Source organism: Streptomyces sp. R33 (assembly GCF_041200175.1).
GTDB classification, from domain to species: domain Bacteria; phylum Actinomycetota; class Actinomycetes; order Streptomycetales; family Streptomycetaceae; genus Streptomyces; species Streptomyces katrae_B.
In genome coordinates this window covers 7,576,207-7,602,566 of sequence record NZ_CP165727.1, presented here as the reverse complement: position 1 = coordinate 7,602,566, position 26,360 = coordinate 7,576,207, and the positions used below count along the sequence as shown (strand labels likewise).

Sequence of the window (26,360 nt, the reverse complement as noted above, 5' to 3'; positions counted from 1 at the left end):
CTCCGGCAACGACTGCGGAGCGGGCTGCGGGCAAAGCTGGACGTGTACCCCGAACCCGGGCAAGACCCCTCCACACAGCACAGCACGGCCTGTCCCGGGATACGGGTCAGGCCGTGCAGGGCTGCGTTCGCTCGAGGTCCTGCGCGCCTCAGTGCGGCATCAGCGGGTCGGACACACGCGGCCGACCGACTTGAGCTCATCCTCGGTGAGGCCCCGGTTGACGGACCCGCAGATCTCCTTGATCGATGCATCAGGATCGCGGACGACCCACAGCCGCACCGTTCTGTCCTCGCCGCCACTGGCGAGAACACCGGGACCGAACACCACCGAGCCCACCACGTCGGTGTGGCCGGGCAGTTTGCTGCGGACCTTGCGGGCGGCCACGTGCCACAACCACACGTCCAAGTCGTCGCTGCCGGTGGCGAGGGTCTGCCCGTCCCTGCTGAACGCCACCGCATGCACCGGGTACGTGGAGCGCGGGAGGGTACTGCGGTACCCGCCGGTGTCCCCGTCCCACAGCTTCACGGTGCCGTCGAGGCTGCCCGTGGCCAGGGTGCGCCCTTCGGGGCTGAACGCCACCGAGCCCACCGCCTTGGTGTGGCCGCCGGGCAGCGTTCTGAGGAGCTTGCCGGTCTTCGCGTCCCACAGCCGCAGCGAGCCGTCGATGCTGCCGGTGGCCAGGATGCGCCCGCCGGGGTGGAACGCCACCGCAGTCACCGGCTTGCCGCCGTGGGCGGACAGCGTCCTCAGGAACTTGCCGGTCCTCCCGTCCCACAGCCGCACCGTCTTGTCGTCACTGCCGCTGGCGATGACGTCGTCCCTGCTGAACGCCACCGAGCGCACGGCGCCGGTATGACCCGACAGCGCGCGGGCCGTGCCGGTGTCCAGGTCCCACAACCGCACTGCCCTGTCGTCACCGCCACTGGCGAGCGTGCGCCCGTCCGGGCCGAACGCCACCGCCCGCACCGGCCCGCTGAGGGCGGGCAGCGTCCTGAGGAGCTTGCCGGTCCTGCCGTCCCACAACCGCACGGTCTTGTCGTCACTGCCGGTGGCGAGTCTGCCCCCGTCCTGACTGAACGCGACCGACCGCACCGCTCCGGTGTGGCCGGACAGCGGGGGACGGGCCATATCCGTGTCCGTATCCCACAAGCGCACCGTCTTGTCGTCGCCGCCGCTGGCGAGCGTGCCGTCCCGGCCGAACGCCACCGACCACACCCCGTCGCCGTGGCCGAGCAGCGGGGGGCGACTCCTGCCCGAGTGCACGTCCCACAACCGCACCGTCCGGTCGGAGTTGCCCGTGGCGAGAGTGCTCCCGTCCGGACTGAACGCCACCGACCACACCGCGTCGCCGTGGCCGGACAGCGGGGGGCGACTCGTGCCCGTGTCCACGTCCCACAACTGCACCGTGCCGTCGAGGCTGCCCGTGGCGAGAGTGCGCCCGTCCCGACTGAACGCCACCGACTCCACCGGTGCGCGGCGGTCGGACAGCGTACGCGCCGTGCCGGCGTCCACATCCCACAACCGCACCGTCCCGTCGTCACCACCACTGGCCAGCACACCGTCGCGGCCGAACGCCACCGAGACCACCGGCCCCGTGTGGCCGGACAGCGTACGCGCCGTGCCCGCGTCCACATCCCACAACCGCACCGTCCCGTCGTCACCACCACTGGCCAGCACACCGTCCCCGCCGAACGCCACCGACCGCACCGCGCCGGTATGGCCGGGGAGCACGGTGCGGAGCGCGCCGTTCTTCGCGTCCCAGAGCCGCACCGTCCTGTCGTCACTGCCAGTGGCGAGCGTGAGCCCGTCCGCGCTGAACGAGACCGACCGCACCACGCCGCCGTGGCCGGCCAGCGGGGGGCGGCTCGTACCCGTGTCCACGTCCCACAACCGCACCGTCCTGTCGGCACTGCCCGTGGCGAGCGTGCGGCCGTCGGGACTGAACGCCACCGCCCACACCGGTGCCGTGTGGTCGGACAGGCGCCGCCGCAGTGGGAGGGCGGCGGCAACGTCCAGACTCTTGATCGATTCGAGCGTGTGCTTCGTGCGGTACGCCTTGATGGCCAGCAGTGCGGCAAGGTCGGGGTTCGCGCTGATGAGCGCGTCGGACTGGGCGGCGAGCCCGAGGGAGAGGGCCGTACGGCGCTGGACTTCGGCCGTCCGCCACTGCCAGACGGCTCCGCCCACGGCGACGAGCGCCACGACGAGCCCGGCGGCAAGGAGCGCGATGGTGATCTTGTTGCGCCGGATGACGGCCAGCTGGCGCTGCTGGCTCGCCGTGAGGAAGTCCCAGATGTCCCGCGGCAGGCGGCGCTGCTGCTGCCAGTCCAGGCCCTCGGCGAGTGCCGTCCCCCCGAGGAGGTCCCCCGGGTCGCGCCTCTCGTTCCAGCGTTCCTGCCGTTCACGGGTGCCCTCGAGCCAGTCCTGGAAGCGGTGGTCCTGGCTGACCCACTCGCGCAGCGTGCCCCAGTCCTGGATGAGTGCGTCGTGGATCAGTTCCGCGACCGGCGGACCGGCGGGTGTGTCGTCCCCGCCGGGCGTGCGGGGCGTGTGCGTGGTGATGATGCGATAGCGGGTGAGGGTCGCCAGTACCTCGTCGAAGGCCTCGCCGGCGTCGGGCGCGGCATGGGGGTCGGCCGCCAGGTCGCGCAGGTCGTGCAGGGGGACCTGCGCGCGGATCGCGGGAATGTGGTGGGCGGGGTCGGCGGGCCGCACGAGGGAGGTCAGGATCCGTTGCGCGATGAGCCGCTGATCGTCCGGCAGCTGGCGGAGGGCCGTCTCGCACCACGTGGTCATGCTGCCCCTGACTCCGCCGATGCGCCCGTACGCATCGTGCGTGAGGTATCCGTCCTGGCGCCTCTGCCACAGCTGGCTGAGCGTCAGCTCCAGCAGGGGGAGTGCGGTGACGGGTGCCTCGCGGGTCGCGGCGCCCTCGGGCGCGATGTCCAGGACGTCACGGACGATGTGCTCGGGCAGCCCGGGCTGGAAATGGGCTCCCAGATCCTGGGCGGGCTTGGTGATAATGTCGTGCAGGTCTTCCTGGCTCAGCGCACTCGGCACGTTGAGCAGCCCCGGCATCGCCGCCTCCACGATCCGGGCCAGAGCCGCCAGCTGGGGGTAGAAGTCGTCACGCATGACCAGGATCACGCTGAGCTCGGCGTGCGACTTCACCGCTTCGGCGATCTGGTCCGTCGCGGCCTGGCGGTGTGCGTGCTGCAGGCCGTTGCCGGACGGAGCGAGCAGTTCCTCGAACTGGTCGATGATCAGGACGACGCGCTCGTGCACGGGTTCGTCCTCGAGCCTGCGGGTGACGGCTGCGGCGATCCCGTCGGTCGCGGCCCCCGGAAGCCCGGCGCGCTCGATCTCGAGCAGCAGGTTCTGCCGCGGCCGGGCGGTGACCTGCAGCCAACGGTCGCTGCCGGGCAGTGCGCCGTCGGCCAGCGCGGGCAGGACGCCGGCTTCCACGAGCGAGGACTTGCCCGAACCGGAGGGGCCGAGCAGCAGGGTCACCCGCCGCTGCCGGGCGAGGCTCTGGATGACCTGCCGTACGGCGTCCCTACGGCCCTCGAACCAGCGGGCCTGCGCTGCGGTGAACGGCTCCAGACCCTGGTAGGGACACACGTCCTGCTCCACCAGATCGGGCCATACCGCACGCAGGACCCCTACGGGGGTGATGTAGGCGATGCCCTGCCCCTTCCCGAACGCGTCCGGGGCGGTGATCTCGGTGAGCATGCCGATGACCAGGCCGGTCTTGGTGTCGAGGATCGGCCCGCCGCTGAACCCGGTGGTCAGGTCGTTGGCATCGGTCAGCTGGAGGCGCGCGCTCCTGCCCTCGACGGCCGCCAGCCAGTCGCCGGCCACACCGTAGCCCCAGTGCCCGCCCCGCGGGGCCTGGTCCGGGAACCCGAACGAGCGCACCCTGTGGCCCGAGGCGCCTTCGGCAGAGCCCAACGCCAGCGCCTCCACGTCCGGCAGGGCGCCGCCCAGGCGGACGACGGCCACGTCCTCGTCGTCGGGGGCCCGCCACGGCTCCTCCAGGACCTGCCCCTCGACCCGGGGCGCGCCGGCCGCGTGCGGGAAGACCAGCTGGACGCTCCCGCCGGGCCCGGATCCGGCCCCGGTGACGACGTGCGCGCAGGTGACCAGGATGTCCCGGGCCACGAGGAAGCCGGCGCCGGCCACCGCGCCGTCGGCGGCGAGGACCTGAGCCACTGCGGCCGAGATTCCCGCTCCCGGCGGGTGGTCGTCCGCCGGGCCCCTCGCGGGATCCGGCCCGTCGCCGGCGCTGTCCACCCGGATCAGCCCGCGCTGCCGTCCGGGCCCGGTCGGGCGGCGCCGGGCGCCCTCCAGGCGACGGTCACGTTCAAGTGGCAGCCGGCGCCGGTCTTGGTGATCACGGCCCCTGCCTCGAACGCGAGGTCGACACCGAAGGCGACGGCGATGTGGTCGGGCTGCGCCTTGCGCAGTTGCCCGAGGGTGGCGTCGACCGCCTTCGTGATCGGGACCAGAGCCTCTTGCAGCGTCCCCGGCAGGTCGTGGATGGCCTCGCCGAGGCGGCCGGCCTTCACCGGCCCCTCCAAAGCCTCCAGCCCGGCCGGGGCTTCGATCAGAAGACCGCCCCCGCCGTCGAGGCGGATCCGAGCCAGAGGTGCCACAACTCCTCCTCACACGTGCACGGCAGGGCTGAGGCCGTTCATGGCCGCGACCGGGACGGCGATGGCGTCGGGCGTCGGGCGTCGGCGGCGCATGCGGTCGACCGGTGGGCGGGCGTGTGTACGAGCCCGCTGCCGGGTCCTGCCATCATCGTCAGAACCCGGCGCGTGCCGCATCCCGGGCTGCGCCGTACGGGCCGCGGGCCCGGCAGAGCCGTCGGGCCGTCAGGGCCGCGGCTGCGGTGCGTGGTGCCTGCGGAAGGAGGTCCAGCTCGTCTCGTTGGGTTCGGTCCACTTCTCCGGGGCGTGCGCGTACTCGGGGTGGTGCGCCGCGATGTGGGCGCGGGTGCGTTCCGGGACCTCGGCGTAGGAGGCGAGCTTGCGGCCCCGGCAGTGGAAGGTGAGGCCGCCCGGGCGCTGGCCCTGTTCCATCCACGGGAGCCACGGGGACATCCGCATCCACGACATGGTGCAGGGGACGCCCGGCTCCTTGGTGGTGAGCACGGAGCGCGGCGCGAAGAACTGGAAGAGCTCCAGGGCCTTGTACGTGTCGTCGGCGGAGTTCAGCGGGTACTCGGCGACCGGGAGCGGCGAGGGGTAGGCGAGCGGGATCTCCAGACTGAAGCAGACCTGGTCCCCGAGCTCGGTCAGCGGGACCGGGAACGGCCGCAGCCTCAGATTGGCCGGATCGTTCCAGATGTGGATCACCGGCTTGCCCTCCCAGGTGTCCAGGATCTCCCGGGTCTGCGGATCCAGGTAGAACGCGGCTTCCCTGGTGAGCAGTTGGAAGCCTCCCGTCTCCGGGTCATCGACGAGCCGGGCGACGTTGACGCCTTCGAAGCCGAAGAGGCGCCGGTACGGCTGGTCCGGGGCCCAGGAGTGGACGTCCCCGGACCACCAGAAGGTCACCTCGGCGCCGTCGAGCGAGGCGCGGGTGCGGGCGAACGCGTGCAGGAGCTCAGCGGGTGTCATGCCGGGTACTGTGCGCGGCCGGCCGCCGGCTCGGCAAGCTCCCCGGCTGCTGCCCGGCCGAGATGCGGATGCCAGGTTGACGCTGCGGCGCGCAGCGGCAACCGTGACCCGCATGCGGAACGAACGCCGACTGCTCACACTGCTCGTCTGCCTGGTGCTCGGCATCGGGCTGACCGCCGCCGTGCTGGGCGCTGCCCGGGTGGCGAGCCCCGACGGGACGCCGCATTCCGGGATGAACTCCCGTGACTACGTGGACATACAGGACGTACCCCCCGGTCCCCGCGATCCGTCGGCCGGGCCCGACGCCTCGACGGGCACCGTGACGGTGGACTGCGGCCGCAACGAGGAGCGCCACTACAACGAGGACAACCTGGTGGTGTCGCCGGGACTGCGCTCGGGCGCCCACCACACGCACGCGTACGTCGGGAACCTGTCCACGGACGCGATGTCGACCGATGCCTCCCTCGCCGCGGCCGCGACCAGTTGCCGCGGGGGCGACCGCTCCACGTACTACTGGCCCGTCCTGCGCCGGCTCGACCGGGCGGGCAGCCACCCCCACGAGAGCTCCGCGGGGCACGGCAACTCGGGCGAGATCCTGCCCGAGGCGGCGGTCTCCGTGGAGTTCCGCGGCAGCCCGGTGGCCAAGGTCGTGCCGATGCCGCGCTTCCTGCGCGCGATGACAGGTGACGCGGTGGCGTACACCGCGGCGAGCGACGCCGACGTCCGCGCCCGCTGGGGCTGTTCCGGATCCCCCGACCGGTTCACCACCCGCTACCCGCGCTGCCCCGCCGGCGAACGCCTCACCCGTACGCTCGTCTTCCCCAGCTGCTGGAACGGACTGGACACCGAGAGCCCGGGCCACCGCTCGCACCTGGGCTTCCCCGCGGCCAACGGCGTCTGCCCGCAGGGCACCTTCGCCGTGCCCCAGCTGCGCATCTCCCTCGCGTACGACGTGCCGCCGGGCGTGCCGGTCGCCGTCGACTCCTTCCCCGAGCAGCGGCACAGCCCGAAGACGGACCACGCGATGTTCGTGGACGCCATGACGGACGGGCAGATGGCCGCGGTCGTCGCATGCCTCAACGAGGGGCTCGGCTGCCGGACCTGAGGGCCGCCGCGTCGAAGTACCGCCGCATCGGAGTGATGCGGGTCACATGAACCAGGTCCCGTCGGGAGGCGTGTTCTGTCCGCACCAGATGGGCGAGGAAGACGGAGAGGGTGAGATGGCCGGACCACTGTGGCCCCGCACGCGGCGGGGCTCGACCGACGAGGCTTTGATCAGGTCGGTCTACGAGGAGCACGGCCACGCCCTGCTCGCCTACGCCACCCGGCTGACCGGTGACCGGGCCACGGCCGAGGACGTCGTCCAGGAGACCCTCATCCGGGCCTGGCGGCATTCCGAGGTCCTGGTCAACGGAAAGGGTTCGGTGCGCGGCTGGCTGCTGACGGTGGCCCGCAACATCATCACCGACCGCTACCGGGCCAAGGCCGCCCGCCCCGCGGAGGTTTCCGGGGCCGCGGCCGCTCCCCCGGTGGAGCTGGACCACGCCGATTCCGTGGTCGACACGATGACCGTGCTGGGGGCCCTCGACCAGCTGTCCCCGGAGCACCGGGACGTGCTGAAGGAGTTGTACTACCGCCAGCTCAGCGTGGCCGAGGCGGCCGACAGCCTCGGCATCCCGGCGGGCACGGTCAAATCACGCGCGCACTACGCCCTCAAGGCGCTGCGCGAGGTATTCCGACAAGGCAGTACCAGGGAGGGCAATCGAATGGGCAGGCCGCCCCAGCAGCCCGCCGGACTGCGTGAGGTGGTGGCATGAACCGGCAGCGGCACGAGGAGGAACTGCTCGGCCCGTACGTTCTCGGCGTCCTGGAGGCGGAGGACGTCCGCCAGGTCGAAGAGCACATGAGCGGCTGCGTGCAATGCCGTGAGGAGGTGGCCGCGTTGCGCGAGATGGAAGCGGCATTGGGCGAGGTGCCTGCGGAGGCCTTCCTCGACGGACCGCCGCAGGGCGGTGATCTGCTGCTCCAGCGCACGCTGCGGCAGATGCGGGGCGAGGCGTCGGGCGAGCGGCGCCGACGATGGAGCGTCGCGGGACTGGCCGCGGCGGCCTCGCTGGCCGCCGTGTTCTGGGCCGGGGCGCAGCTGGGCTCCGCGGACGGCGGGCCCGTCGCCCAGCCGCTGCCGCCGACGCCGACGGTCACGGCGCAGCCGTCACCCCCGGTGGCCGGTACGAAGGTGGCATCGGCCACCGACCCGGGCACCAATGCGCGGATGACCGTGCAGGTCACACCCGCCGCCAAATGGGTACGGGTGCACGCGGCCGTGGCGGGGATCCCGCCCGGCGAGCGCTGCCTGCTGATCGTCGTCGGGAAGGACGGCAAGCGCACCTCCGCGGGCAGCTGGGTCGTCGGCAGCCAGAACGGCGAGGGCAAGGGTGCCTCGCTGGACGGCTCGGCGGCGGTGGACCCGGCCAACGTCAAGGAGGTCGTGGTCGAGAACGAATCGGGCAAGCGGTTCGTGTCCGTGCCCATGCCGGTGTAATCCGGCGGGGGCCCGTCGACGAGGAGAAGCGGAGCCCGGGCGGCCGAGTGACGGCCGCCCGGGCTCCTCGCTGTGCGCAGCCGCCGGGAAACCGTTTCTCCTCGTCAGCCCCGGTGGGCACACTGAACGCCATGTCACGCTCAGTCGAACGCCTGCTCGCCGACCTCGATCCGCTCCCGTACGCCGAACGGCTGCGGCTGCTCGCCACCACCGCCCGGGACCTCGCCCGCAGCGGCGAACTGCCCGGCGTACTGGCCGAGCTGGCCGGCCGGGGCCGCTACGAGCGGCGGCTGGCGGCGCTGGCGGCATCGGCGGGGCGGCAGACCGAGTACCTGGCGCAGCGGCTGGCCGACCCGGACCCGGTGGTGCGGTCCTTCGCCCGGCGGGCCGTGCGCACGCTGCCCGTGCCGGACGAGGCGATCGAGGCGGCGTACGACGACGCCTCCGCCGAGATCCGCCGGGAGCTGACGCAAGCCGTGTTCCGGGGATCACGCCGGGCGCTCGCGGAACGGCTGACGCCCCTCGTCCGGGCCCAGTGGGGCGACGCCGAGGCCGCCTCCCTGCTCCCGGCCTGCGGGCCGGAGTTCGTCTCCGCCCTGCTGCCGGAGCTGGCCCATGCCGTCACCCACTGGCACCGGCTGGGCCGCTGCCATCCCGGCCCGGTGCTGGACCAGGCGGCGGCCGAACTGGCGGAGCTGCCGGAGGGCCTGCGCACGAGCTGGTGGGAACGTCAGGCCCCGGGTCTGGCCGCGGCCCTGCCCGCCGCCCCGCAGCGCGTGCTCGGCCTGCTGGAGCAGTACGGGCCGGGCCGGCTGCCCCGGCGCCTGGACGACCGGGTCGGCGATCTGATCGCCGCCGACGCGGAACGCTTCGTACGCTGGCTGACCTCCCCCGAACGGGCGGACGGGTACCAGGAGCGCCTCCTTCCGCCGTCCCGGCTGCGGCAGCTCGTCCGGGCCGATCCGCCGTCCCTGCCCGCCCTCGGCCGCCGCTGGGCGGGGCGCCCCGCGTACCTGGCCGCGCTGTTGAAGGCGCTGCCTCCGGGCCGGCGTGCGGCGTTCCACGACGCGGCCACCGCGCACCTCCCCGCCCCCGACGGGATGGTCCCCGACGACGTCCTGGCCGTGCTCCCGCGCGAGCGCCGCCAGGCCGTGGCACGGCGCCGCGCGGACCGCGCCCGCCGGGACGCGGGGGCGGCCGACCGAGTCCTCGAAGCGGTCGCGCACCTGCCGGTCGCCGAGGCGCGGCCGGAACTCCTCGCCGGGACGCGGAGCTCCGACGCCGACACCCGCCGGGTGGCCTGGGTCCGGTTCGTCGAGAACGCGGTCCACGCGAGCGACGCCGAAGCGCTGGGCGAGGTGCTGGAACTGATGACACGGCGGCTGCGCAACGAACGCGACCCCGTGCGCTCGGCCGCCCTGGCGGCCCTGTCCAGGGTGCCGGTGCCGCTGCTGGCCGCCGAGGCGTCGGTGGCCTGCCTGGAGCGGATCGCCGTGGACGCCGTCGAGGCCCGCGACCACTCCGACGACACGCGCCGGGCCCTGGAGCGCCTGGTGTTCGCGGTGCTGGAGGAACCGGCTCCGTCCTGCGTGCTGCTCGACTGGGCGCTGCGCACGCTCCGCGAGCGTGCCGTCCGCACCGGGCGCCTCCTGCACGGCGGGTACGGGGGCGTGCTGCCGCGCGGCCGGGAGCAGCGGATCTTCGAGGTCCTGCGCCCCTGGCTCGACGGCCGGGCGTCCAAGGGCGAGTACGAACCGCTGCTCACGCTCGTGTCCTATCTCGGGGACCGCTGCCGCCTCATGCCGGAGCTCCAGCGGATGCTCGGCGAGTCCCTGGAGCAGTGCGCCGGCGGGGTGTTCCCGCGGCTCGCCGGGGTCTGGCTGTCGGACCCGGCGACGCGCGGCGCGCGGGTGGCCGTACTGCTGGAGCGGGAGCCGTCGGCGGCCGCGCTGGCGCCCGTACTGGACGTGCTGTCGGCTCACCGCACCGATCTGCTGGACTCCGCGCTCGCCGCGCGTCCGCCGTACGGCCGGTTCCTGCGCGAGGGCTCCGTACGGCCGCTCCCCCGGCTCGAGCGGGCGGACCGGTGGGTGCCGCGCCAGCAGGACGAGGCGGCCTGGCTCGCCGAGGTGGCCGTCGGCGACGAATCCAGGACGGTGTACGAGCGGGCGGACGCCCTGCGCTCGGCGGCGCGGATCCCCGACCACGGGCTGGAGTTCGTACGACGGCACGCGCGCTCGGCGGACACACGGCTCGCGGAGACCGCCCTGGCCGCCGCGGCCCGGACGGTGGAGCCCGCCGTGGTCCTGCCCGAACTGCTCGCGCACGCGGGCGACGACCACGCCCGGGTCGCGGTGTACGCAGCCGGGCGGGCCGCGGCGGCGACCGCGCCGACCCGGCTCGCGGAGCTGCTGGACGGGCTGTTGGCCGCGCCTTCGGGGGTCAAGGTGACCAGCCGCAAGGAGGCGCTCCGCCTGAGCGCTCGGTTCCTGCCGCCCCGCCGGGCCGCGGCGCTGCTGGCACGCATCTCCGGCGACGCCGACAGCCACCCCGACGTGGCGACCGCCGCCGTGAGCCTGGCGATCGGGCTCCTGGGGACCGGGGAGGTCTGGGACCTGCTGGAGACGGCCGCGGCGAGCGGTACCCGGGAGGCCGGGGCCGTGATCGCGCACACCCCGGTGCTCTCGGTGGCGGCGCCGCACCGGCCGCGCTACGCCCGGCTGGTGGCGCTCCTCGCCGCCTCTCCCCAGCGGTCCGTGGCCGCTCAGGCGGTCGCGGCGCTGCCGGACTGGGTCGCCTACGCGCCGGACGCCGCGGACCCCGTACGGCGGGCCGTTTGCGACCTGGCGCCGAACCCCGGCTGGCAGGCCGCGGCGACGGCGCTGGAGAAGATCGCCGGTTCGGGGCTCCCGCACCCCGTCGGCGGCGGCGAGCCCGGGAGCCAGTTCCATCGCGCCGTGGACGGGCTGTTGGCCGTCGTACGGTCCGGGGACGACGCGGAGGCCGAGGCCGAGCGCGATCTGCCGGCCCTCCAGCGGGTGCGGTTCCTGAGCCAGATCGTCGCGGCGGAGCACCACGGGCTGCGCGCGGCCCTGGTACGGCAGCTCGCCGGTGAACCCGCCCTGGCCACGGCCCGCGTGGCGCTGCTGAGGCGGTCGGTCGACCTGCGCGCGGACCTGCCAGAGCTGCGGGCGGCCCTGGCCGAGCTCGTGGCGGCCCACGCGGGCCGGCCCGGGCTGGCCGCGACGACGGCGGTCTCGCTGCGCGACGGGAACCGGCACGGCGACCGGGTCGGGGACCCCGCCGTGGTGCTGGAGGCCGTACGGGGTCTCGCGCAGGACGGCGCCCCGGTTCCGGGTTTGTTCGCCGTCGCGCTCACCTCGGCGATGGGCGGGCGTTGCGACTGGCCTGCCGAGTGGCGGGCGCTGCTGCGGGAGCTGAGGCGGCACGCGGAGACGGAGGTACGGGACGCGGCACTGGTGGCCATCACGCACCGCGAGTGACGGCGGCCGCAGGCCGGAACGCCCACGTCCCCATCCGGACCGATCATCACATTGCGGTCCATGACATCCTGTGACGTCACAACTCGCCGGACGGGATCGGCGGACGTCCGGGGAATATGGGGAAGGTCGATGAGGCTCTGCTTCCTGGTGGAGGAGCACTACCGCCACGACGGCATGCCGAACGAGGTGATCCGGCAGCTCACCGCATGGGGCCACCAGGTGGACGTGGTGCGGCCGGGCGGCTCGCTGCTGCGGATGACCGAGGTCGTGGCCTCGGGCGCGCACGACGCGTGGGTGCTCAAGACCGTGTCGGGCGGTCCGGGGCTGACCCTGCTCGAGGCCGCGGCCGCGGCCGGGATGACCACGGTCAACGACGCCCGCTCGATCCGTGGCGTACGGGACAAGGCGCTGGCAGCCGCCATCGGCCGGACCCGGGGGCTCGCGATGCCCCCGACGTACGCCGTGGCGCAGCCGGAACTGCTGCGGGAGATACCGGCCGCGGAGTACCCCCTCGTCGTCAAGCCCGCGGACGGCAGCTCCGGGCGGGCCGTGCACCTGGTGTCCTCGCCCGCGGAACTCGAGGCGGTCCTGCCCGGGCTGGCCGGCGAGCACATGCTCATCGCCCAGCCGTACGTGCCCAATTCGGGCACCGACATCAAGGTGTACGCGGTCGGCGGCGAGCTGTTCGCCACCGAGCGGTGCTCGCCCCTGCACCCGGATCCGGCGGTGCGGGAGCGGCGCGTACCGCTGTCCGCCGAGGTGGCGGCGATGGCCGCGCAGGTGGGGGCGGTCTACGGGCTCGACCTGTACGGGGTCGACGTGCTGCTGGGTCCGGACGGGCCCGTGGTGGTGGACGTGAACGACTTCCCGAGCTTCCGTCAGGTACCGGACGCGGCGGCCCGGGTGGCGCGGGCCGTGCTGGGGCTGGCGCGGACGGGCAGCCCGGCGGCGACGGCGGCCGCCGTGTGCCACCCGCGGGTGCCGCAGGGACTGCCGCTGTCGATCCCGGTGCAGGGGTCGCCGGTGCAGGCGTCTCCCGTACAGGGGTCGCCGGTACAGGGGTCGCCCGTGCAGGGGTCGCCCGTGCAGGCGTCCGCGCGGGCCGGCGAGGCCGCCCTGTGAGGATCTGCCTGGTCACGCCGGAGCCCGGCCATCCGCTGCTGGCCGCCGCGACGGCGCTGCTCGAAGCCGCCGGGCACCGGGTGGATTCGCTGGATCCGGGTGCCGTGGACGAAGCCCCTGACGACCTGGCCGACGTCTACCTGCTGAAGTCGCGCACGCCGGGGGCGCTTGAACTCGCCCGGGAGCTGGAGCGGCGCGGGGCCCCGGTGCTGAACTCGGCGGCGGCGACCGCGCTCTGCCAGGACCGCACCGCAATGGCGGAGGTGGCCCTGCAGGCCGGTCTGCCGTTCGCGGGCACGCGCACGTACGGCTCCCTCGCGGCATGGGCGGCGGGTGAGCCGCTCGGCGCCTCGCCCCTGGTGGTCAAGAGCCGGCACAGCCGCAGGCACGACCTGGTCGCCCGGGTCGACGACCGCGCCCGGCTGCGCGAGCTGGCGGACGCGTGGCCGCAGGAGCCGGTCGTGGTCCAGGAGTTCGCGCCCAACAGCGGCTGGGACCACAAGCTGTGGGCCATCGGGGACCGGGTCTTCGCCGCCCTGCGGCGCTCCGAGCTCGCACCGCAGGGCCGGGGCCCGACCCGGCCGCTGGCGCTGGCCGAACTGCCGCCCGGCTGGGCGGACGTGGTCCGCCGGACCGGCGAGGTGTTCGCCCTCGACGTCTACGGGGTCGACCTCATCGACACCGGCGACGGCATCCCGCTGATCGTGGACGTCAACGCCTTCCCCGGCATCCGGGGCCAGGCCGGCGCACCGCAGGCCCTGGCGGCGCTGGCTCTGGCCCGGGCCGGGGCCGGCCGCTGATCCCTCCGCCCCCGTCGCCGGAGGACCGGACAGGGGGAATCCGCCCGTCGGGGCGTGTCGGCGGGCCGGGGGTGCGGCGGGGGCCGTGAGGATCGGCGGATGGGCGTCGTGCTGCCGGTCTTCTTCGCGCTGTTCGCGGCGCTCAGCAATGCGCTGGCCACCGTGCTCCAGCGGCGGGCCGCGCTGACCGTGCCGCAGAGCAAGGGCTTCCGGTTCGGCCTGGTGCTCGATCTGCTGAAGCGGCCCGTGTGGATCGCCGGGATCCTGGCCGTGATCGCGGCCGGAGTGGGGCAGGCCGCGGCGCTGGCCACCGGTGCGCTGGTCCTCGTACAGCCCCTGTTCGTACTGGAGCTGCCGCTCGCGCTGCTCATCGCCTCGCTGGTAGCCCGGCGGCGGCTGCCGGGGGCGCTGTGGCTGGCCGTGGCGGGGGTGGTGGCCGGGCTGGGGGTGGCGCTGTTCGCGGCCTCCCCCACGGGGAACCGGACGCACGTGCCGGCCGACCGGTGGATCCCCGCCCTCGCCGCGTGCGCGGCCGTCGTCGCGGCCCTGGCGGTGGCCGGGCTGCGCAGGCCGCCGGGGCGTGCGCGGGCCGGCTGCCTCGGCGCGGCCACCGCCGTCTGCTACGCGATCACGGCCGCCCTGATGAAGCATTCCGTGTTCGTGCTGACCGAGCACGGCATCGTCGGCTTCCTGACCGCGTGGCAGACGTACGCCTTCGGCGCGACGGGCATCTGCGCCCTGCTGCTGCTCGAACACGCCATGCAGGGCGGGCCGCTGGTCGCCTCGCAGCCCGCACTGACCTTGGGCGATGCGGGCATCAGCATCGCGCTGGGCGTGGTCCTGTACGAGGAGCACCTGCGGGCGGGGTGGTGGGTGCTCCCCCAACTGCTGGGCGTGGCACTGATCTGTGCCGGCGTCGTCGCCCTCGCACGGGCCGGTACGGGTGCTCCCTGACGCCGGCGGCGGGTGCGGCGCGGTCCGCCTTGCGCCCGAGGCCACCGATCACCTGCCGGAAGCATCCGCGCAGGTCTGGGCTACGATCACCGCGCACTGACCAGATCGTGTTCCAGGAGGTGGCCGGTGGGCGTCAGCCCTCACGGCAGAGTGCCGATGTCCATGACCGCACTGCTGGCGGGCAGCCTGCTGCTCGGCGGTTGTTCCGGCGGCGCGTCACCGGCGCCGGAGAAGTCCGGTTCGCCGACGCCGAGCGCGAGCCCGTCGGCCACGGCCTCGTCCTCTCCGACCACCGCGGGGCCGACGCCGACGCCCGCCGCCTCCGCGGAGCCGGGCGAGACCCCGGACCCGACGGCCACCCCCGGCGCCCGGCCGAAGGCCCCGACCCCGCCGCGCACCTCGTCGGTCCCGCAGAACCCGAACCGCGGCCCCAATCCGCCGCCGGCGCCGCCGCGGCCCACCCTGACGCCCGACTGGACGCCGTGGAAGCCCGCCCCGAACGATCCGTCGATCCCGACGTACACCGTCCCGCCGCTGCCCTAGGAGGTTGCCTCCTCCAGCCCGGTGACCTCCCGGACGTGGCGCAGGCTCGGCTCCAGCAGGACCGCGTGGAGCTGCTGGAAGACCTGGCGGGCGGCCACCGCGTTCCAGTCGGCCGGCAGGAGTTCGCTCGGCAGGCCCGGGTCGAGGTACGGGAGGCGGCGCCACTGCGTGAGCAGCGGCACGTAGTGGCGGAACGCCTCGGCCGGGCCGGGCTCCCCCTCCGCCGCGAGGCGCTCGGCGACGGGGGCGTAGGTGTCGGTGAAGGCCGCGTACTGCGTCTGGATCGCCGGGAAGTCCCACCACTCGCTCACCGTCTGCGCCAGGTCGCTGAAGGCGGCGTAGTCGGCGGCGAACAGGTGCACGTACTCGCTGAGGCCGAGCCGGACGAGCATGCCGCGGGCGTCCTCGAGCAGCCGCCCCGGGGCCAGCCACACACCCGGGGCGATGTTCCCGAAGCCGAGCCAGGTCAGCCGGGTGCGCAGCTGGTAGCGGTGGGAGCGCTCGGACTCCGGTACGGAGAACACCGCCATGGCCCAGCCGTCGGCCAGGTCGGCGGGCTCGAGGCTGGCGAAGATGCGGCGGTCGCCCTCGTCGAAGACGGGGTGCACGGCCGAGCTGAGCCGGTAGCCGGTGGCACCGCGGCGCTCCGGTTCGAGGACGCCGCGCTTCTTGAGCCGCGAGATCGCCGACCGCACGGCCGGGCCGTCGACGTCCAGCTCGCCCATCAGCGTGATCAGGTCGGCGATGGAGATCCAGCCGCCGAGGCGGCGCAGGAACGCTCCGTAGACCGTGTTGATCAACGAGCTGGGCCTGAGGGGGCTGTCCGACATGATCGCCTTCCGTTGTACGCGGTCGCGATCATATCGAGCCCGCCGCGAGCCCGGCGGAGACTACTGCGGCAGCGGTGCCTCCGCATACGCGCCGGAGAGCAGGTGTCCCGCCCCCGGGGCCAGCGCCGGCAGGTCGAGGGCGCGCAGCATCTGGTGGGCGGTGCAGACGGCGGCTGACACCACCGGCTTGCCCAGGAGCTGTTCGGCCTCCTCGATGGCACCCAGGGAGGGCATCTGCACGCAGGCGGAGAGCACGACCGCGTCGGCGTCCGCGTACTCCAGCGCGCTGGCGAGGCCGGGCAGCCTGGCCGGGTCGTGGGCGGCCACGTCGAGGTTGTCCGGGATTTCGAGGGCCTCGTAGTCGAGGACCTCGATGCCCTCGTGGGTGAGGTAGTCCACGACGGTCCGCGTGAGCGGGCGCATGTACGGGGCGAGCAGGGCGATCTTGCGGGCGCCGATGGTGTGCAGTCCGTGGACGAGGGCGCCCGCGCTGGTCACGACGGGTGCGGGGGCGCCGTTCTCGACCGTACGGGTGTGCAGCCGCTGCTCCGAGGCGCGGTGGTAGCCGAGGCCCATGCTCATGATCGCCACGAGGCAGGCGTAGCCGAGCACGTCCACGCGGGCGTCGGACAGTTCCACGGCGCAGCGGTCGGAGTCGGCGTCCATGGCCTTGAGCTGCTGCGGCGTCACATGGGTCATGCGCATCCGGCTGGAGTGGAAGGTGAACCTCTCGTCGGGCAGCACCGCTTGGCGGGCGCGCAGGATGGCGGGGACCTCGGTCTCCATGGTCACGTTCGAGCTCGGCACGATCTGGCCGATGCGGTAGGTGCGGGGCGGCACGGGTACTCCTCGGTGCTTGCTGGGCGTACGGTCAGCGGGCGTCGACGACGGGGTTGGCCAGGGTGCCGATGCGCTCGACGGTCGCCTCGACCGTGTCACCCGGGACGAGGAACTCCGGCGGCACCATGCCGGCGCCGACGCCGGAGGGCGATCCCGTGGCGATGACGTCGCCGGGCTCCAGGGTCACGCCGGAGCTGATGTCGGCGATGAGGCGGGCGATCGGGAACAGCATGTGCCGGGTGTTCGACTTCTGCTTGGTGACGCCGTTGACGCGCAGCGAGAGGTCCAGGGCCATGGGGTCGGGGATCTCGTCCGCCGTGACCACCACCGGGCCGAAGGGTGCGTACGAGTCCTGCCCCTTGGAGAAGAACCACTGGCCGGAGCGGCGCTGGTCGCGGGCGCTGATGTCGTTGACGATGCTGAAGCCGAAGATGTGCTCGTACGCGTCCTCCTCGCTCACCCGGAACGCGGTACGGCCGATGACGACGGCCAGCTCGCACTCCCAGTCGAGCTGCTGGGTGAGGTCGCCGTTGTGCAGGATCGGCGCGCCGGGGCCGGTGACGGCGGTGGCGGGCTTGCTGAACAGGACGGGGCGGGGCGGGAGTTCCTTGTCGGTGTCCAGGCTGCGGCTCGACTCCTCCACGTGCTCGACGTAGTTGAGGCCGACCCCGATGATCTTGCCGGGGCGCAGCGGGGCGCCCAGGGTGACCTCTTCGAGCCGGTGGACGGCCCCGGCCGGGCGGGCGGAGGCATGGGCGGCGAGGAGGCGGGTCGCGGTCTCCTGGGCGGCGGGTCCTGCCTGGACGAACGAGAGCAGATCGCGCGGGAGGTCGACGCCGGCGTGGTCGGCCAGGACGGCGAGGTCGAGGACGAGGCCGTCGACGTCGGCGCCGAGGCGGGCCGCGGAATCGCCGGTGGTGAAGGTCAGCAGACGCATGGTGGGTTCCTCGGGGTCAGGCGGTGGCGGTCGGGGCGGCAGCAGCGGCCGGGGCGGAGGCCGGCATGGGCTGGTGGCCGTCGTTGTCCGGGTACGCCTCTTCGCGGTGGAAGCCGAGCGAGCGCATGACCGGGAAGTCGTTGAAGGAGAAGAGGCAGGCGTCCTCGGACTGGTCGAGGTTGTGGTGCTCGTGCCAGGCCCAGGACGGGACGCAGAAGATGTCGCCCTGGCGCCATTCGAAGCGCTGCCCGGCGATGACCGAGACCCCGTGCCCCTTGGCGGCCGTGTAGATCACCGAGCCGGTGTGCCGGTGGGCGCGGGTGGCCTGTCCGGGGCGCAGCAGCTGCATGTGGGCGCCCATGGTGGGCATCACGGAGCCGCCCGTGACCGGGTTGGTGTACTCGGCGATGATCCCGTCATACGGGGACCCCTCGCTCGCCTTCGCCAGGCCCAGCAGGGCCTCGTACGTCGGCTCCCAGGGGTAGGCGAGCAGCGGCGAGTAGGGCCTGCTCCACCGCTCCGAGCCGTACGGGAGCAGGTTCGCGCTGTACTGGAGCACGGAGGAGTTGACCACCTTCCCGGGTGTCTGGTGGAGCTCGGGGTGGACCTCGTAGAACCCGGCGTCGAGGGCGTTGACGAGCGGGATGTCGAGGCCGTCCTGCCAGATGACGGGGGCGTCCTCGGCGTCGTTGCCGTGCTCGTGCCAGGTGCCGTTCGGGGTGATGGCGAAATCGCGCGGGCCGACCTTCAGCTTCTGGCCGTCGACGATGGTCCAGGCACCCGTACCCTCGTGGACGAAGCGCAGGGCGGCGGCCTGGTGGCGGTGGGCGGTCATGGCCTCGCCGGGGCCCATGATCTGCAGCCCGGTGTAGAGGAGGCCGGCGGCGGCGCTGACGTCCTTGCGGCCGGGGTTGACGAGCATCACGACGCGGCGGCCCGCGTCGTCGGCCTTGACCAGGCCCAGCGCCTTGTGGACGAGGGGGCGCAGCTCCTCGTAGCGCCACAACACGGGAACGGACTTGGGCTGGGGGTACCAGGGCTCGATGTCGTTGGCGACGGTCCACAGGGCGCCGGCGTCCAGGGTCTCGAGTTCGCCGTAGTAGCGCTCGAGTTCGGGGGTGTCGGAGACCCGGGCGCGGCCGAGCATCGTGTCGTCCTGCTCGATGGTCATACGTCCTCCTCAGCGGTGGTGGTCAGGGGGCCCGCGGGCGGCGCGGTGAAGGTCACCGGCAGGCGGGGGCGGTTGTCGACTTCGAGGCGGAAGATGTCGAAGCGGTTGTAGTGGCCGGTGATGTCGTGCATCTGCTTGGGCTGGATGCACCGGCCGAGGTCGATCTCGCCGTAGACGATGCCCTCGTCGTCGACGAGCGGTTCGGTGACGGGGCGGCCGTCGGGGCCGAAGATGCCGGACAGGGCGCTGCGGGGCCGCTGGAACAGGGCGCGCAGCTCCTCGTCGTCCCCGGCGAGCAGGTCGACGATCTCCGGGGAGACGGTGGAGCAGGCGACGACGGAGAAGACCTTGCCCTCGAAGCTGTGGGCGGCGGTACGGACGGCGATGGCATCGGCCATGTCGTAGTCGGCCGGGGCCACGGGCAGGGCGATGTAGCAGGAGGCATGGACCAGTTCGCCCTGTGCGAGGAGGGTGAAGCGGGCCAGCGTGTTGGTGTTCTCGCCGCAGGCGAGGGCGCCGAGCGGACCGACGGGGGTGGGGTGGACGCGCAGGGAGCTGCCGTCGCCGCCGGTCCAGGTGAGCTTCTCGGCCCAGGTGGGCACCAGTTTGCGGTGCACGCCGAGGAGTTCGCCGTCGGGTCCGATCGTGAGCAGGGTGTTGTAGAGGACGCCGAGGCTGTGCGCGGCACGCTCGTTGACGCCGATGACGAGCACGACCCCGTACTGGCGGGCCGCCGCGCGCAGGGTGTCGACGTACGGGCCGGGGATGTCGACCGAGGCGCGCTGGAGGCGCTCGAACCAGGGAGAGCCCTGGACGGGGTTCATCGTCCAGTTCCAGTACGGGTAGCCGGGGACGAACACCTCGGGGAAGACGACGAGTTCGGCGCCGTTGGCCGCCGCCTCGGCGATCAGCGCGACGGCCTTGTCGACGGTGGCGGCGGGGTCCAGGTAGACGGGCGAGGCCTGGACGGCCGCCGCCGTGAAGCGGGGCAGGTGGTGCAGGGGCGGGCGGTTGGGGGGCAGGGTCTCCATAGGGTTCTCCTCAGTTGGCCGGCGCGGCGGCGGCCAGGCGCGGCAGCCAGCGCTGGTGCACCGGCGCGGCGGGCCGGCGCAGCAGCTCCAGGCGCGGCGGGACCCGGTCGGTGCGGGCGGCGGGCGGTCTGCCGCTGCCGGCCTTCCAGGAGGGCGCCCAGGGCGCGGCGGGCCCGTGGTAGCCCTGGGCGGCCGCGGCGTGCAGGGTCCACAGCGGGTCGTGCAGCTGGGCGCGGCCCACCCCGCAGAGGTCGGCCCGGCCGGCCAGGATGATCGAGTTCACGTCGTCGTACGTGGAGATCGCGCCGACGGCGATGGTGGGGACCCCGGTGGCGTTGCGGATCAGGTCCGCGTACGGGGTCTGGTAGCTGCGGCCGTAGCGGGGCCGCTCGTGGGCGACCACCTCGCCGGTGGAGACGTCGATCCCGTCGGCGCCGGCCTCGGCGAGGGCGCGGGCGATGGCCACGGCGTCGGCCTCGGTCAGGCCGCCCTCGGCCCAGTCGGCCGCGGAGATCCGGACGAGCAGGGCCTTGCCGGCGGGCCACACCGCCCGTACGGCGTCGAGCACTTCCAGCGGGAAGCGCAGCCGCCCGGCGAGGTCGCCGCCGTACGCGTCGGTTCGCAGGTTGGTCAGGGGCGAGAGGAAACCGGACAGCAACTGGCCGTGCCCGTACTGGAGTTCCAGTGCGTCGAAGCCCGCCCGGTCGGCGCGCCGGGCCGCCCGGACGAAGTCCCGTACGAGGAGGTCCATATCGGCCCGGGTGGCCTCGCGCGGGACCGGGCTGCGCTCGTCCCAGGCCAGGGAGGACGCGGCGACCGGCGGACCGTCCCCGGTGCCGGCGCGGCGGCCGGCGTGGGTGAGCTGGATGCCGAGGCAGGTGTCGCTCTGGCCGTGGACGAAGTCGGTGATCCGCCGCCAGGCGGCCTCCTGTTCGTCGGTGTAGAGGCCGGGGCAGCCGGCTGCGTCCCGGCCTTCGGCGCTGACGGCGGTCATCCCGGCGAGGACCAGGCCGGATCCGCCGAGGGCCTGGGTGCTCAGGTGGACGAGGTCGAAGTCCCCCGGGATGCCGTCGCGCGCCGTGGCGAGGGCGGTGGGCGGCACGACGACCCGGTTGCGCAGGAGCAGTCCGCCGAGCGGGAAGGGGCGGAACATCGGGGGCACGGGAGCGGAGGAGTTGACGGCGGTGGTGAACTCCGCATCGCGCACGCGCAGGTTGTCGTACGTGACGCGGCGGCTGCGGGTCAGCAGGTTGAAGGCGAACTGCGGCGGTTCCTGGCTCGTGTAGCGGCCGATGTTCTCGAACCACTCGAGGCTGGCCTGGGCGGCGCGCTGGGTCGATTCCACGACCGGGCGGCGCTCGTCCTCGTACGCGGCGAGCGCGCCGGGGACGTCCGGGTGCTCGTGCAGGCAGGCGGCCAGGGCGAGGGCGTCCTCCATGGCCAGTTTGGTGCCGGAGCCGATGGAGAAGTGGGCGGTGTGGGCGGCGTCCCCGAGGAGGACGACGTTCTCGTGCCGCCAGGTGCGGTTGCGCACCGTGGTGAAGCGGAGCCACTTGGAGTTGTTGGGCAGGAGCCGGTGCCCGTCCAGGTGGCCGGCGAGTATCTCCTCGCAGCGGCGGATGCTGTCCGTGTCGCTGGTGCCGGGCGGGTGGTCGCGGTCGGCGAACTCCGCGAAGCCGGCGCGCCGCCACGCGGCCTCGTCCATCTCCACGATGAACGTGGAGCGGGTGGAGTCGTAGGGGTAGGCGTGCACCTGGAGGGTGCCGAAGTCCCGCTCCTCGACGAGGAAGGTGAAGGCCTCGAAGACCTTGTCCGTGCCGAGCCACATGTAGCGGCCGGAGCGTTCGTCCAGGTCGGGCCCGAAGGTGTCCGCGTAGGCGGCGCGGGTGGCCGACCGTACGCCGTCGCAGGCGACGACGAGGTCGTACGTGGCGGCCAGCTCGGCGGCGGGCGGGGCCTGGGTGCGGTAGCGGACGTCCACCGCGAGGGCGGCGCAGCGCTCCTGGAGGATCCGCAGCAGCTGCCGGCGGCCGAGGGCGGCGAAGCCGTGGCCGCCGGAGGTCAGGGTCCGGCGCCGGTAGGTGACGTCGATGTCGCTCCAGCGGGCGAACTCGGCCGACATGGCCGCATAGATCTCGGGGTCGGCCTGCGCGATGCCGTCGAGGGTCTCGTCGGAGAAGACGACCCCGAAGCCGAACGTGTCGTCGGGAGCGTTGCGCTCCCAGACGGTGACGTCCCAGTGGGGGGAGAGCTGCTTGGCCAGGGCTGCGAAGTACAGCCCGCCGGGCCCTCCTCCGATGACTGCTACGCGCACGGCGTACCTCCTCGTGGTTCCGGAACAACATATGGTGCAGATTTAGCGACCGTCAACAATGCTCAATATCTCTCGTGAGGAGTTCCGGTGCCTGCGGGCCCGACTTCGTCAGCACCTCGCGTACGTCGGCGGGCCACGGTGTGGTCCCGGTAGCGCGGGAGGCGGAGTGGGCGATGACCATCCGCCCGGCGGCAGCCTCCACGTCCCCCTCGCCGTGGACCGTGAACACGTAGTGCAGGGAGCTGGCGCCGACCTTGGCGACGTTCAGCTCGATGCGCACGGCCTCGCCGAACCAGAGCCGGGCCCGGTAGTCGGCCTCGAAGTGGACGCGCGGGGTGCTGCCGAACAGGTGCGCCAGGCCCAGGCGGCGCAGCAGCACGGCCTCGGCCGCCTCGACCCAGCGCACGACGGTGGAGTGGTGGTAGTGCCCGGCGGCGTCGGTGTCGGGCCACTCGACGCGGCGCTCGATGACCACGCTCGGCAGGTGCGGGACGAGGGCTTCGGGGCAGCCGGCGGCGCATCCGCCGTCGGCTTCGGCCGGGGCCGGGGTGGGATCCGGGGCCGGGGTGGGATCCGGGGCCGGGGCCCCGGCGGCGGCTCGGGCCCATTCGCGCAGTTCGCCGCGCTGGAGCTTTCCGTTGCCGGTACGCGGAAGCCGTTCGACGAACTCGACGGCACGCGGGTACTTGTACGGGGCGATGGTCCCCTTGACATGGGCCTGGAGCTCACGGGCCGTCGCCTCGTCCGCCGGGACACCGGCCCCGAGTACGACGTACGCCTTGACCAGCATGCCCCGCCGCTCGTCGGGGGCGCCGACGACCCCGCACTCCTCGACGTACGGATGGGCGGCGAGGGCCTTCTCGACCTCCGGGCCCGCGATGTTGTAGCCGGAGGAGACGATCATGTCGTCGCTGCGGGCCACGTACCAGAAATAGCCGTCGGCATCGCGGATGTAGGTGTCCCCGGTGATGTTCCAGCCGTTCCTGACGTACGCCGTCTGGCGCGGATCGGCGAGATAGCGGCAGCCGGTGGGTCCGGTGACCGCCAGCAGGCCGGGCTGCCCGTCGGGGACGGGGTCGCCGTACCGGTCCACCACGGCGGCGCGGTAGCCGGGCACGGGCCGGCCCGTGGCACCGGGCCGGATGTCCCCGTCGGCCGCGGAGATGAAGACGTGCAGCATCTCGGTGGCACCGATGCCGTCGATGATGCGCAGCCCGGTGGCGGCGTGGAACTCCTCCCACACGGCGGCGGGCAGCGCCTCTCCGGCGGACACGCAGCGGCGCAGCCCGGCCAGCCGGCCCACTGCGCCGGCGGCCATGATCGCGCGGTAGGCGGTGGGCGCGGTGAACAGGACGGTCACGCCGTGCTCGGCGACGAGGTCGGCCAGCTGCTCCGGCCCCGCCTGCTCGATGAGCAGGGTCGCGGCCCCGACGTGCAGCGGGAAGACCACGAGCCCGCCGAGGCCGAAGGTGAAGGCGAGCGGCGGCGTGCCCGTGAAGACGTCGTCGGGGCGGGGCTTGAGGACGTGCCGGGAGAAGGTGTCGGCATTCGCGAGCACGTCGCGGTGGAAGTGCAGCGTCGCCTTGGGGCGTCCGGTCGTACCGGAGGTGAAGGCGATCAGCGCCACGTCGTCCGCAGCGGTGGGGACGGTGGCGAACACGCCGCTCTTGGCCGCGCAGCGCGCGGTCAGGTCCATGACCCCCGCGCCCTCGTACGCGAGGACCGGCAGGTCGGCAGGGCCTTGGCCGGCGGCCGCGGCGAGTTCGTCGACGTAGCGGTGGTCGCACACGGCGACGGTGGGGCGGCTGATGTCGCAGAGCTCGGCGAGCTCGGCGGCACGCAGCAGCGGCATCGTCGTGACGGCGACGCCGCCGGCCTTCAGGACGCCGAACCAGGCGGCCACGAGCCAGGGGTTGTTGGGGGCGCGCAGCAGGACGCGATTGCCGGGTACGAGGCCGAAGTCCTCGGTGAGCACCTGGGCGACCTGGTTGGCGCGCTGCTGGAGCTCGCCGTAGGTCCAGCACTCGGTCGGGGTCAGCAGGCAGGGGCGGTCGGGGCCCCAGCGCTCGACGGCATCGTCGAGCAGGCGTCCGGCGCAGTTGAGGCGGTCGGGGTAGGCCAACTCCGGCAGATCGAAGTGGAGTTCGGGCCAGAGGGGGAAGGCCGGCAGCCGGTCCCTGCAGAAGGGGTCGGCGTGGGCGGAAGGGGAGAGCTCCATGGGGCGGCACCTCAATCAGGGAGCAGCGGGGGAGATGCGGAGCAAGTTATCTCGATAATTTTGCGTCCGTCAACATTCCTCGATATTTCGATGAACGCCGGGCGGCCTCCGGACCGCCCGCGAACCGGTTCAGGCGGCCGGGGCGACCGGCAGGCACACGCGCACGAAGGTGCCGAACTCATCGGCCATGACGGAGAGTTCGCCGCCCGCCTCGGCCGCGAGCAGGCGGACGATCAGCAGCCCGCGGCCACTTTCGGCATCCGGGTCGATCTCGATGGCGGGATGGGGCAGCCGGGGCAGCCGGGACCCGCGGTCGGCGACCTCCAGTCGCAGCCATCGCCCGCCGAAGGTCACCCCGACCCGCATCCGCCCGGTGGCAGCGGCCGCGTGCTGGACGACGTTCCCGGCGAGTTCACTGACGGCCAGCAGCAGGACGTCCGCCGGCCCGGCGGCGATGCGCCACCCCTCCAGCACGACCCGGACGCGGGCCCGCAGCAGCGGGACGGCGACCGCGGTGGGCTCGACCGCCCACTGGGCGAAGCCCCCGACCGGGGCGGGAGCCGGGGCCGGGGGCCGGGTCGAGGTCGAGGCCGGGGCGCCGGCGGGCTGCGCGGGGACGGCGGCGGCCGGGGCGGCCCCGGCGGGAAGGGTGGCGGTGGTGAACATGACGTACTCCCGGAGGGGGGATGCGACGCCGTTCCGCTGAGTGTCTCGTGTAACTACCCGGGAACTCGGGTGCCCGATGGGCTTGTGGTCAGCAGAAACGCGTCGCTAGAGTCCGTGATTACACGTGTAACACGCTAAGTCTCCCCGGTGCCCCGCGCAAGCATTTCGGACAAACGTTACGAAGCCTGGGCCGCCCGCACCGGGACCCGCCGGCCTCCGAGGCCGCACACCGAATGGGATGAGCCGTAAATGACGCAGTCTCCCCCGGCCGACTTCGACATCGCCGACATGACCTGGCCGCCCCCGCCGTTCCAGCAGCCCGTACCGCCCGTGACCGGCGCGGACGGCATACGCCGCTTCGACGGGATCACGTACGCCACCACCCCCGGCTACCGCCCCCGCCTCCTCGACGTACAGATCCCCGCGGGCGAGGGCCCCTTCCCGGCGGTGATCTGGATCCACGGCGGCGGCTGGCTGGACGGCGACCGCCGATACCCGCCGCCGACCGTGCCCGCCGCCCTGCTGCACGGTGCCGTCCTCGGCGCCGGGCTCGCGCTCGTCTCCATCGACTACCGGCACAGCCTCGAGGCCCCGTTCCCCGCACAGTTGCACGACGTCAAGGCCGCGATCCGCTACGTGCGGCGGTTCGCCCCGGCGCTCGGCATCGACCCGGACCGGATCGGGGTCTGGGGCGAGTCGGCGGGCGGCCACCTGGCCGCGCTCGCCGGCCTCGTCCGCCCCGGCAGCACGGACGCCGGGACCCTGGCGGCGCTGGAGGGCGCCCACGGCGTCGGCACCGGCGACACCGGCGTCCTGGCCGTCGTCGACTGGTACGGGGTCCACGACCTGCCCGCCCTGGCCGCGCACCCGCTGCCGATGCCGACCGGGGCCGAGTTCCCCAACCCGTACGAGGCCCTGCTGGGCGTTCCCGTAGCCGAGCAGGCGGAGCCGGCCCGGGCCGCGAGCCCGGTCACGTACGCGGTCCCGGGCTCGAACCCGCCGCCGTTCCTGCTGGTGCACGGGACCGCGGACGGGCTCGTCCCGTACAGCCAGAGCGAGGCCCTCGCCGAGGCCCTGACGGGCGCGGGAGGCGAGGTGGCGCTGCAGCCCGTGGAGGGCGCCGACCACATCTTCCTCGGCTCCCCCGACATCCCCGCGATCGTGGCGGAGAGCGTCGCGTTCCTGGCCCGGCACCTGGGCGCGGGGGCCTGAACCCGGTCCGACCACACCTGTCCCATCGTGGGGGCGCGGCTGGGCCGCGCCCC

At 73.7% G+C, this 26,360-nt stretch carries 20 protein-coding genes and 1 pseudogene; 8 read left to right on the top strand and 13 right to left on the bottom strand.

The features are described 5' to 3' along the window. Window positions 1-159: 159 nt before the first annotated feature. The 3 genes from AB5J51_RS34920 to AB5J51_RS34910 all read right to left on the bottom strand — a co-directional run bounded on the left by AB5J51_RS34920 (window position 160) and on the right by AB5J51_RS34910 (window position 5,624). Complete coding sequence (locus AB5J51_RS34920) at window positions 160-4,212, bottom strand: trypsin-like peptidase domain-containing protein (protein ID WP_369779491.1); 4,053 nt, start codon at window positions 4,210-4,212, stop codon at window positions 160-162. Window positions 4,213-4,298: 86 nt separating this feature from the next. Next, window positions 4,299-4,655 carry a CU044_2847 family protein gene (locus AB5J51_RS34915; protein ID WP_133898961.1) on the bottom strand — a complete coding sequence of 119 codons (357 nt, stop codon included), beginning with the start codon at window positions 4,653-4,655 and terminating at the stop codon, window positions 4,299-4,301. Window positions 4,656-4,877: 222 nt separating this feature from the next. Continuing rightward, on the bottom strand, window positions 4,878-5,624 hold the full coding sequence (locus AB5J51_RS34910; protein ID WP_369779489.1) for a DUF1838 family protein: 747 nt from the start codon (window positions 5,622-5,624) through the stop codon (window positions 4,878-4,880). Window positions 5,625-5,736: 112 nt separating this feature from the next. On the opposite strand from AB5J51_RS34910, the gene AB5J51_RS34905 reads away from it, so the two are divergent. The 7 genes from AB5J51_RS34905 (at window position 5,737) to AB5J51_RS34875 (ending at window position 14,545) form a co-directional block, all read left to right on the top strand. Then, entirely contained in the window at window positions 5,737-6,729 is a 993-nt protein-coding gene (locus tag AB5J51_RS34905) for a DUF1996 domain-containing protein (protein WP_133898959.1), read from the top strand. 115 nt (window positions 6,730-6,844) lie between these two features. Then, window positions 6,845-7,441 (top strand): sigma-70 family RNA polymerase sigma factor, encoded by a 597-nt coding sequence (locus AB5J51_RS34900; protein WP_053787647.1) that lies wholly within the window; start codon window positions 6,845-6,847, stop codon window positions 7,439-7,441. After that, complete coding sequence (locus AB5J51_RS34895) at window positions 7,438-8,166, top strand: anti-sigma factor (protein WP_369779487.1); 729 nt, start codon at window positions 7,438-7,440, stop codon at window positions 8,164-8,166. Before AB5J51_RS34900 ends, AB5J51_RS34895 begins: the two co-directional genes overlap by 4 nt. A 131-nt stretch (window positions 8,167-8,297) precedes the next feature. Beyond that, window positions 8,298-11,669 carry a hypothetical protein gene (locus tag AB5J51_RS34890; RefSeq protein WP_369779486.1) on the top strand — a complete coding sequence of 1,124 codons (3,372 nt, stop codon included), beginning with the start codon at window positions 8,298-8,300 and terminating at the stop codon, window positions 11,667-11,669. 129 nt (window positions 11,670-11,798) lie between these two features. Next, window positions 11,799-12,791: a RimK family alpha-L-glutamate ligase gene (locus AB5J51_RS34885; RefSeq protein ID WP_369779485.1), complete on the top strand. Its 993-nt coding sequence runs from the start codon at window positions 11,799-11,801 to the stop codon at window positions 12,789-12,791. Then, window positions 12,788-13,591 (top strand): RimK family alpha-L-glutamate ligase, encoded by an 804-nt coding sequence (locus AB5J51_RS34880; protein ID WP_369779484.1) that lies wholly within the window; start codon window positions 12,788-12,790, stop codon window positions 13,589-13,591. Before AB5J51_RS34885 ends, AB5J51_RS34880 begins: the two co-directional genes overlap by 4 nt. A gap of 99 nt (window positions 13,592-13,690) precedes the next feature. Beyond that, a complete protein-coding gene (locus AB5J51_RS34875; RefSeq protein WP_053787597.1) occupies window positions 13,691-14,545 on the top strand; it encodes a DMT family transporter in 855 nt (284 codons plus the stop codon). Window positions 14,546-14,685: 140 nt separating this feature from the next. On the opposite strand, the gene AB5J51_RS34870 is transcribed toward AB5J51_RS34875, so the two are convergent. The 10 genes and pseudogenes from AB5J51_RS34870 to AB5J51_RS34825 all read right to left on the bottom strand — a co-directional run bounded on the left by AB5J51_RS34870 (window position 14,686) and on the right by AB5J51_RS34825 (window position 25,095). Further along, the gene (locus tag AB5J51_RS34870) at window positions 14,686-15,069 is read right to left on the bottom strand and encodes a hypothetical protein (RefSeq protein WP_369779482.1); all 384 of its coding nucleotides are present in this window, start codon (window positions 15,067-15,069) and stop codon (window positions 14,686-14,688) included. 15 nt (window positions 15,070-15,084) lie between these two features. Continuing rightward, the gene (locus AB5J51_RS34865; protein WP_369779481.1) at window positions 15,085-15,918 is read right to left on the bottom strand and encodes a PaaX family transcriptional regulator C-terminal domain-containing protein; all 834 of its coding nucleotides are present in this window, start codon (window positions 15,916-15,918) and stop codon (window positions 15,085-15,087) included. Window positions 15,919-15,978: 60 nt separating this feature from the next. After that, window positions 15,979-16,704 carry an Asp/Glu racemase gene (locus AB5J51_RS34860; RefSeq protein WP_369780366.1) on the bottom strand — a complete coding sequence of 242 codons (726 nt, stop codon included), beginning with the start codon at window positions 16,702-16,704 and terminating at the stop codon, window positions 15,979-15,981. Window positions 16,705-16,789: 85 nt separating this feature from the next. After that, the gene (locus AB5J51_RS34855) at window positions 16,790-17,695 is read right to left on the bottom strand and encodes a fumarylacetoacetate hydrolase family protein (RefSeq protein WP_369779480.1); all 906 of its coding nucleotides are present in this window, start codon (window positions 17,693-17,695) and stop codon (window positions 16,790-16,792) included. 16 nt (window positions 17,696-17,711) lie between these two features. Then, window positions 17,712-18,866 carry a cupin domain-containing protein gene (locus AB5J51_RS34850; RefSeq protein ID WP_053787601.1) on the bottom strand — a complete coding sequence of 385 codons (1,155 nt, stop codon included), beginning with the start codon at window positions 18,864-18,866 and terminating at the stop codon, window positions 17,712-17,714. Next, window positions 18,863-19,897, bottom strand: coding sequence for a carbon-nitrogen hydrolase family protein (locus AB5J51_RS34845; protein ID WP_053787602.1), 1,035 nt, complete (start codon window positions 19,895-19,897; stop codon window positions 18,863-18,865). The genes AB5J51_RS34850 and AB5J51_RS34845 overlap by 4 nt, the downstream gene beginning before the upstream one ends. Window positions 19,898-19,907: 10 nt before the next feature. Next, window positions 19,908-22,211 (bottom strand): FAD-dependent monooxygenase, encoded by a 2,304-nt coding sequence (locus tag AB5J51_RS34840; protein ID WP_369779479.1) that lies wholly within the window; start codon window positions 22,209-22,211, stop codon window positions 19,908-19,910. A 52-nt stretch (window positions 22,212-22,263) separates the two neighbouring features. Continuing rightward, entirely contained in the window at window positions 22,264-22,827 is a 564-nt protein-coding gene (locus AB5J51_RS34835; protein WP_369780365.1) for an acyl-CoA thioesterase, read from the bottom strand. Next, window positions 22,813-24,429, bottom strand: a pseudogene (locus AB5J51_RS34830) (AMP-binding protein); the annotation flags it as partial. The gene AB5J51_RS34835 and the pseudogene AB5J51_RS34830, both read right to left, overlap by 15 nt. Window positions 24,430-24,558: 129 nt before the next feature. Continuing rightward, window positions 24,559-25,095, bottom strand: a complete 537-nt coding sequence (locus tag AB5J51_RS34825) for an ATP-binding protein (protein ID WP_369779478.1) — start codon at window positions 25,093-25,095, stop codon at window positions 24,559-24,561. 249 nt (window positions 25,096-25,344) lie between these two features. Here AB5J51_RS34825 and AB5J51_RS34820 point away from each other — a divergent pair, with 249 nt between their 5' ends. Next, the gene (locus tag AB5J51_RS34820) at window positions 25,345-26,307 is read left to right on the top strand and encodes an alpha/beta hydrolase fold domain-containing protein (protein ID WP_369779477.1); all 963 of its coding nucleotides are present in this window, start codon (window positions 25,345-25,347) and stop codon (window positions 26,305-26,307) included. Window positions 26,308-26,360 lie beyond the last annotated feature (53 nt).

What these genes read in the sequence shown, in the direction of transcription:
- AB5J51_RS34910 (WP_369779489.1), bottom strand. Translation starts at nt 5,624, where the DNA reads ATGACACCCGCTGAGCTCCTGCACGCGTTCGCCCGCACCCGCGCCTCG.
- AB5J51_RS34905 (WP_133898959.1), top strand. Translation starts at nt 5,737, where the DNA reads ATGCGGAACGAACGCCGACTGCTCACACTGCTCGTCTGCCTGGTGCTC.
- AB5J51_RS34900 (WP_053787647.1), top strand. Translation starts at nt 6,845, where the DNA reads ATGGCCGGACCACTGTGGCCCCGCACGCGGCGGGGCTCGACCGACGAG.
- AB5J51_RS34895 (WP_369779487.1), top strand. Translation starts at nt 7,438, where the DNA reads ATGAACCGGCAGCGGCACGAGGAGGAACTGCTCGGCCCGTACGTTCTC.
- AB5J51_RS34890 (WP_369779486.1), top strand. Translation starts at nt 8,298, where the DNA reads ATGTCACGCTCAGTCGAACGCCTGCTCGCCGACCTCGATCCGCTCCCG.
- AB5J51_RS34885 (WP_369779485.1), top strand. Translation starts at nt 11,799, where the DNA reads ATGAGGCTCTGCTTCCTGGTGGAGGAGCACTACCGCCACGACGGCATG.
- AB5J51_RS34875 (WP_053787597.1), top strand. Translation starts at nt 13,691, where the DNA reads ATGGGCGTCGTGCTGCCGGTCTTCTTCGCGCTGTTCGCGGCGCTCAGC.
- AB5J51_RS34865 (WP_369779481.1), bottom strand. Translation starts at nt 15,918, where the DNA reads ATGTCGGACAGCCCCCTCAGGCCCAGCTCGTTGATCAACACGGTCTAC.
- AB5J51_RS34860 (WP_369780366.1), bottom strand. Translation starts at nt 16,704, where the DNA reads ATGGAGACCGAGGTCCCCGCCATCCTGCGCGCCCGCCAAGCGGTGCTG.
- AB5J51_RS34855 (WP_369779480.1), bottom strand. Translation starts at nt 17,695, where the DNA reads ATGCGTCTGCTGACCTTCACCACCGGCGATTCCGCGGCCCGCCTCGGC.
- AB5J51_RS34850 (WP_053787601.1), bottom strand. Translation starts at nt 18,866, where the DNA reads ATGACCATCGAGCAGGACGACACGATGCTCGGCCGCGCCCGGGTCTCC.
- AB5J51_RS34845 (WP_053787602.1), bottom strand. Translation starts at nt 19,897, where the DNA reads ATGGAGACCCTGCCCCCCAACCGCCCGCCCCTGCACCACCTGCCCCGC.
- AB5J51_RS34825 (WP_369779478.1), bottom strand. Translation starts at nt 25,095, where the DNA reads ATGTTCACCACCGCCACCCTTCCCGCCGGGGCCGCCCCGGCCGCCGCC.
- AB5J51_RS34820 (WP_369779477.1), top strand. Translation starts at nt 25,345, where the DNA reads ATGACGCAGTCTCCCCCGGCCGACTTCGACATCGCCGACATGACCTGG.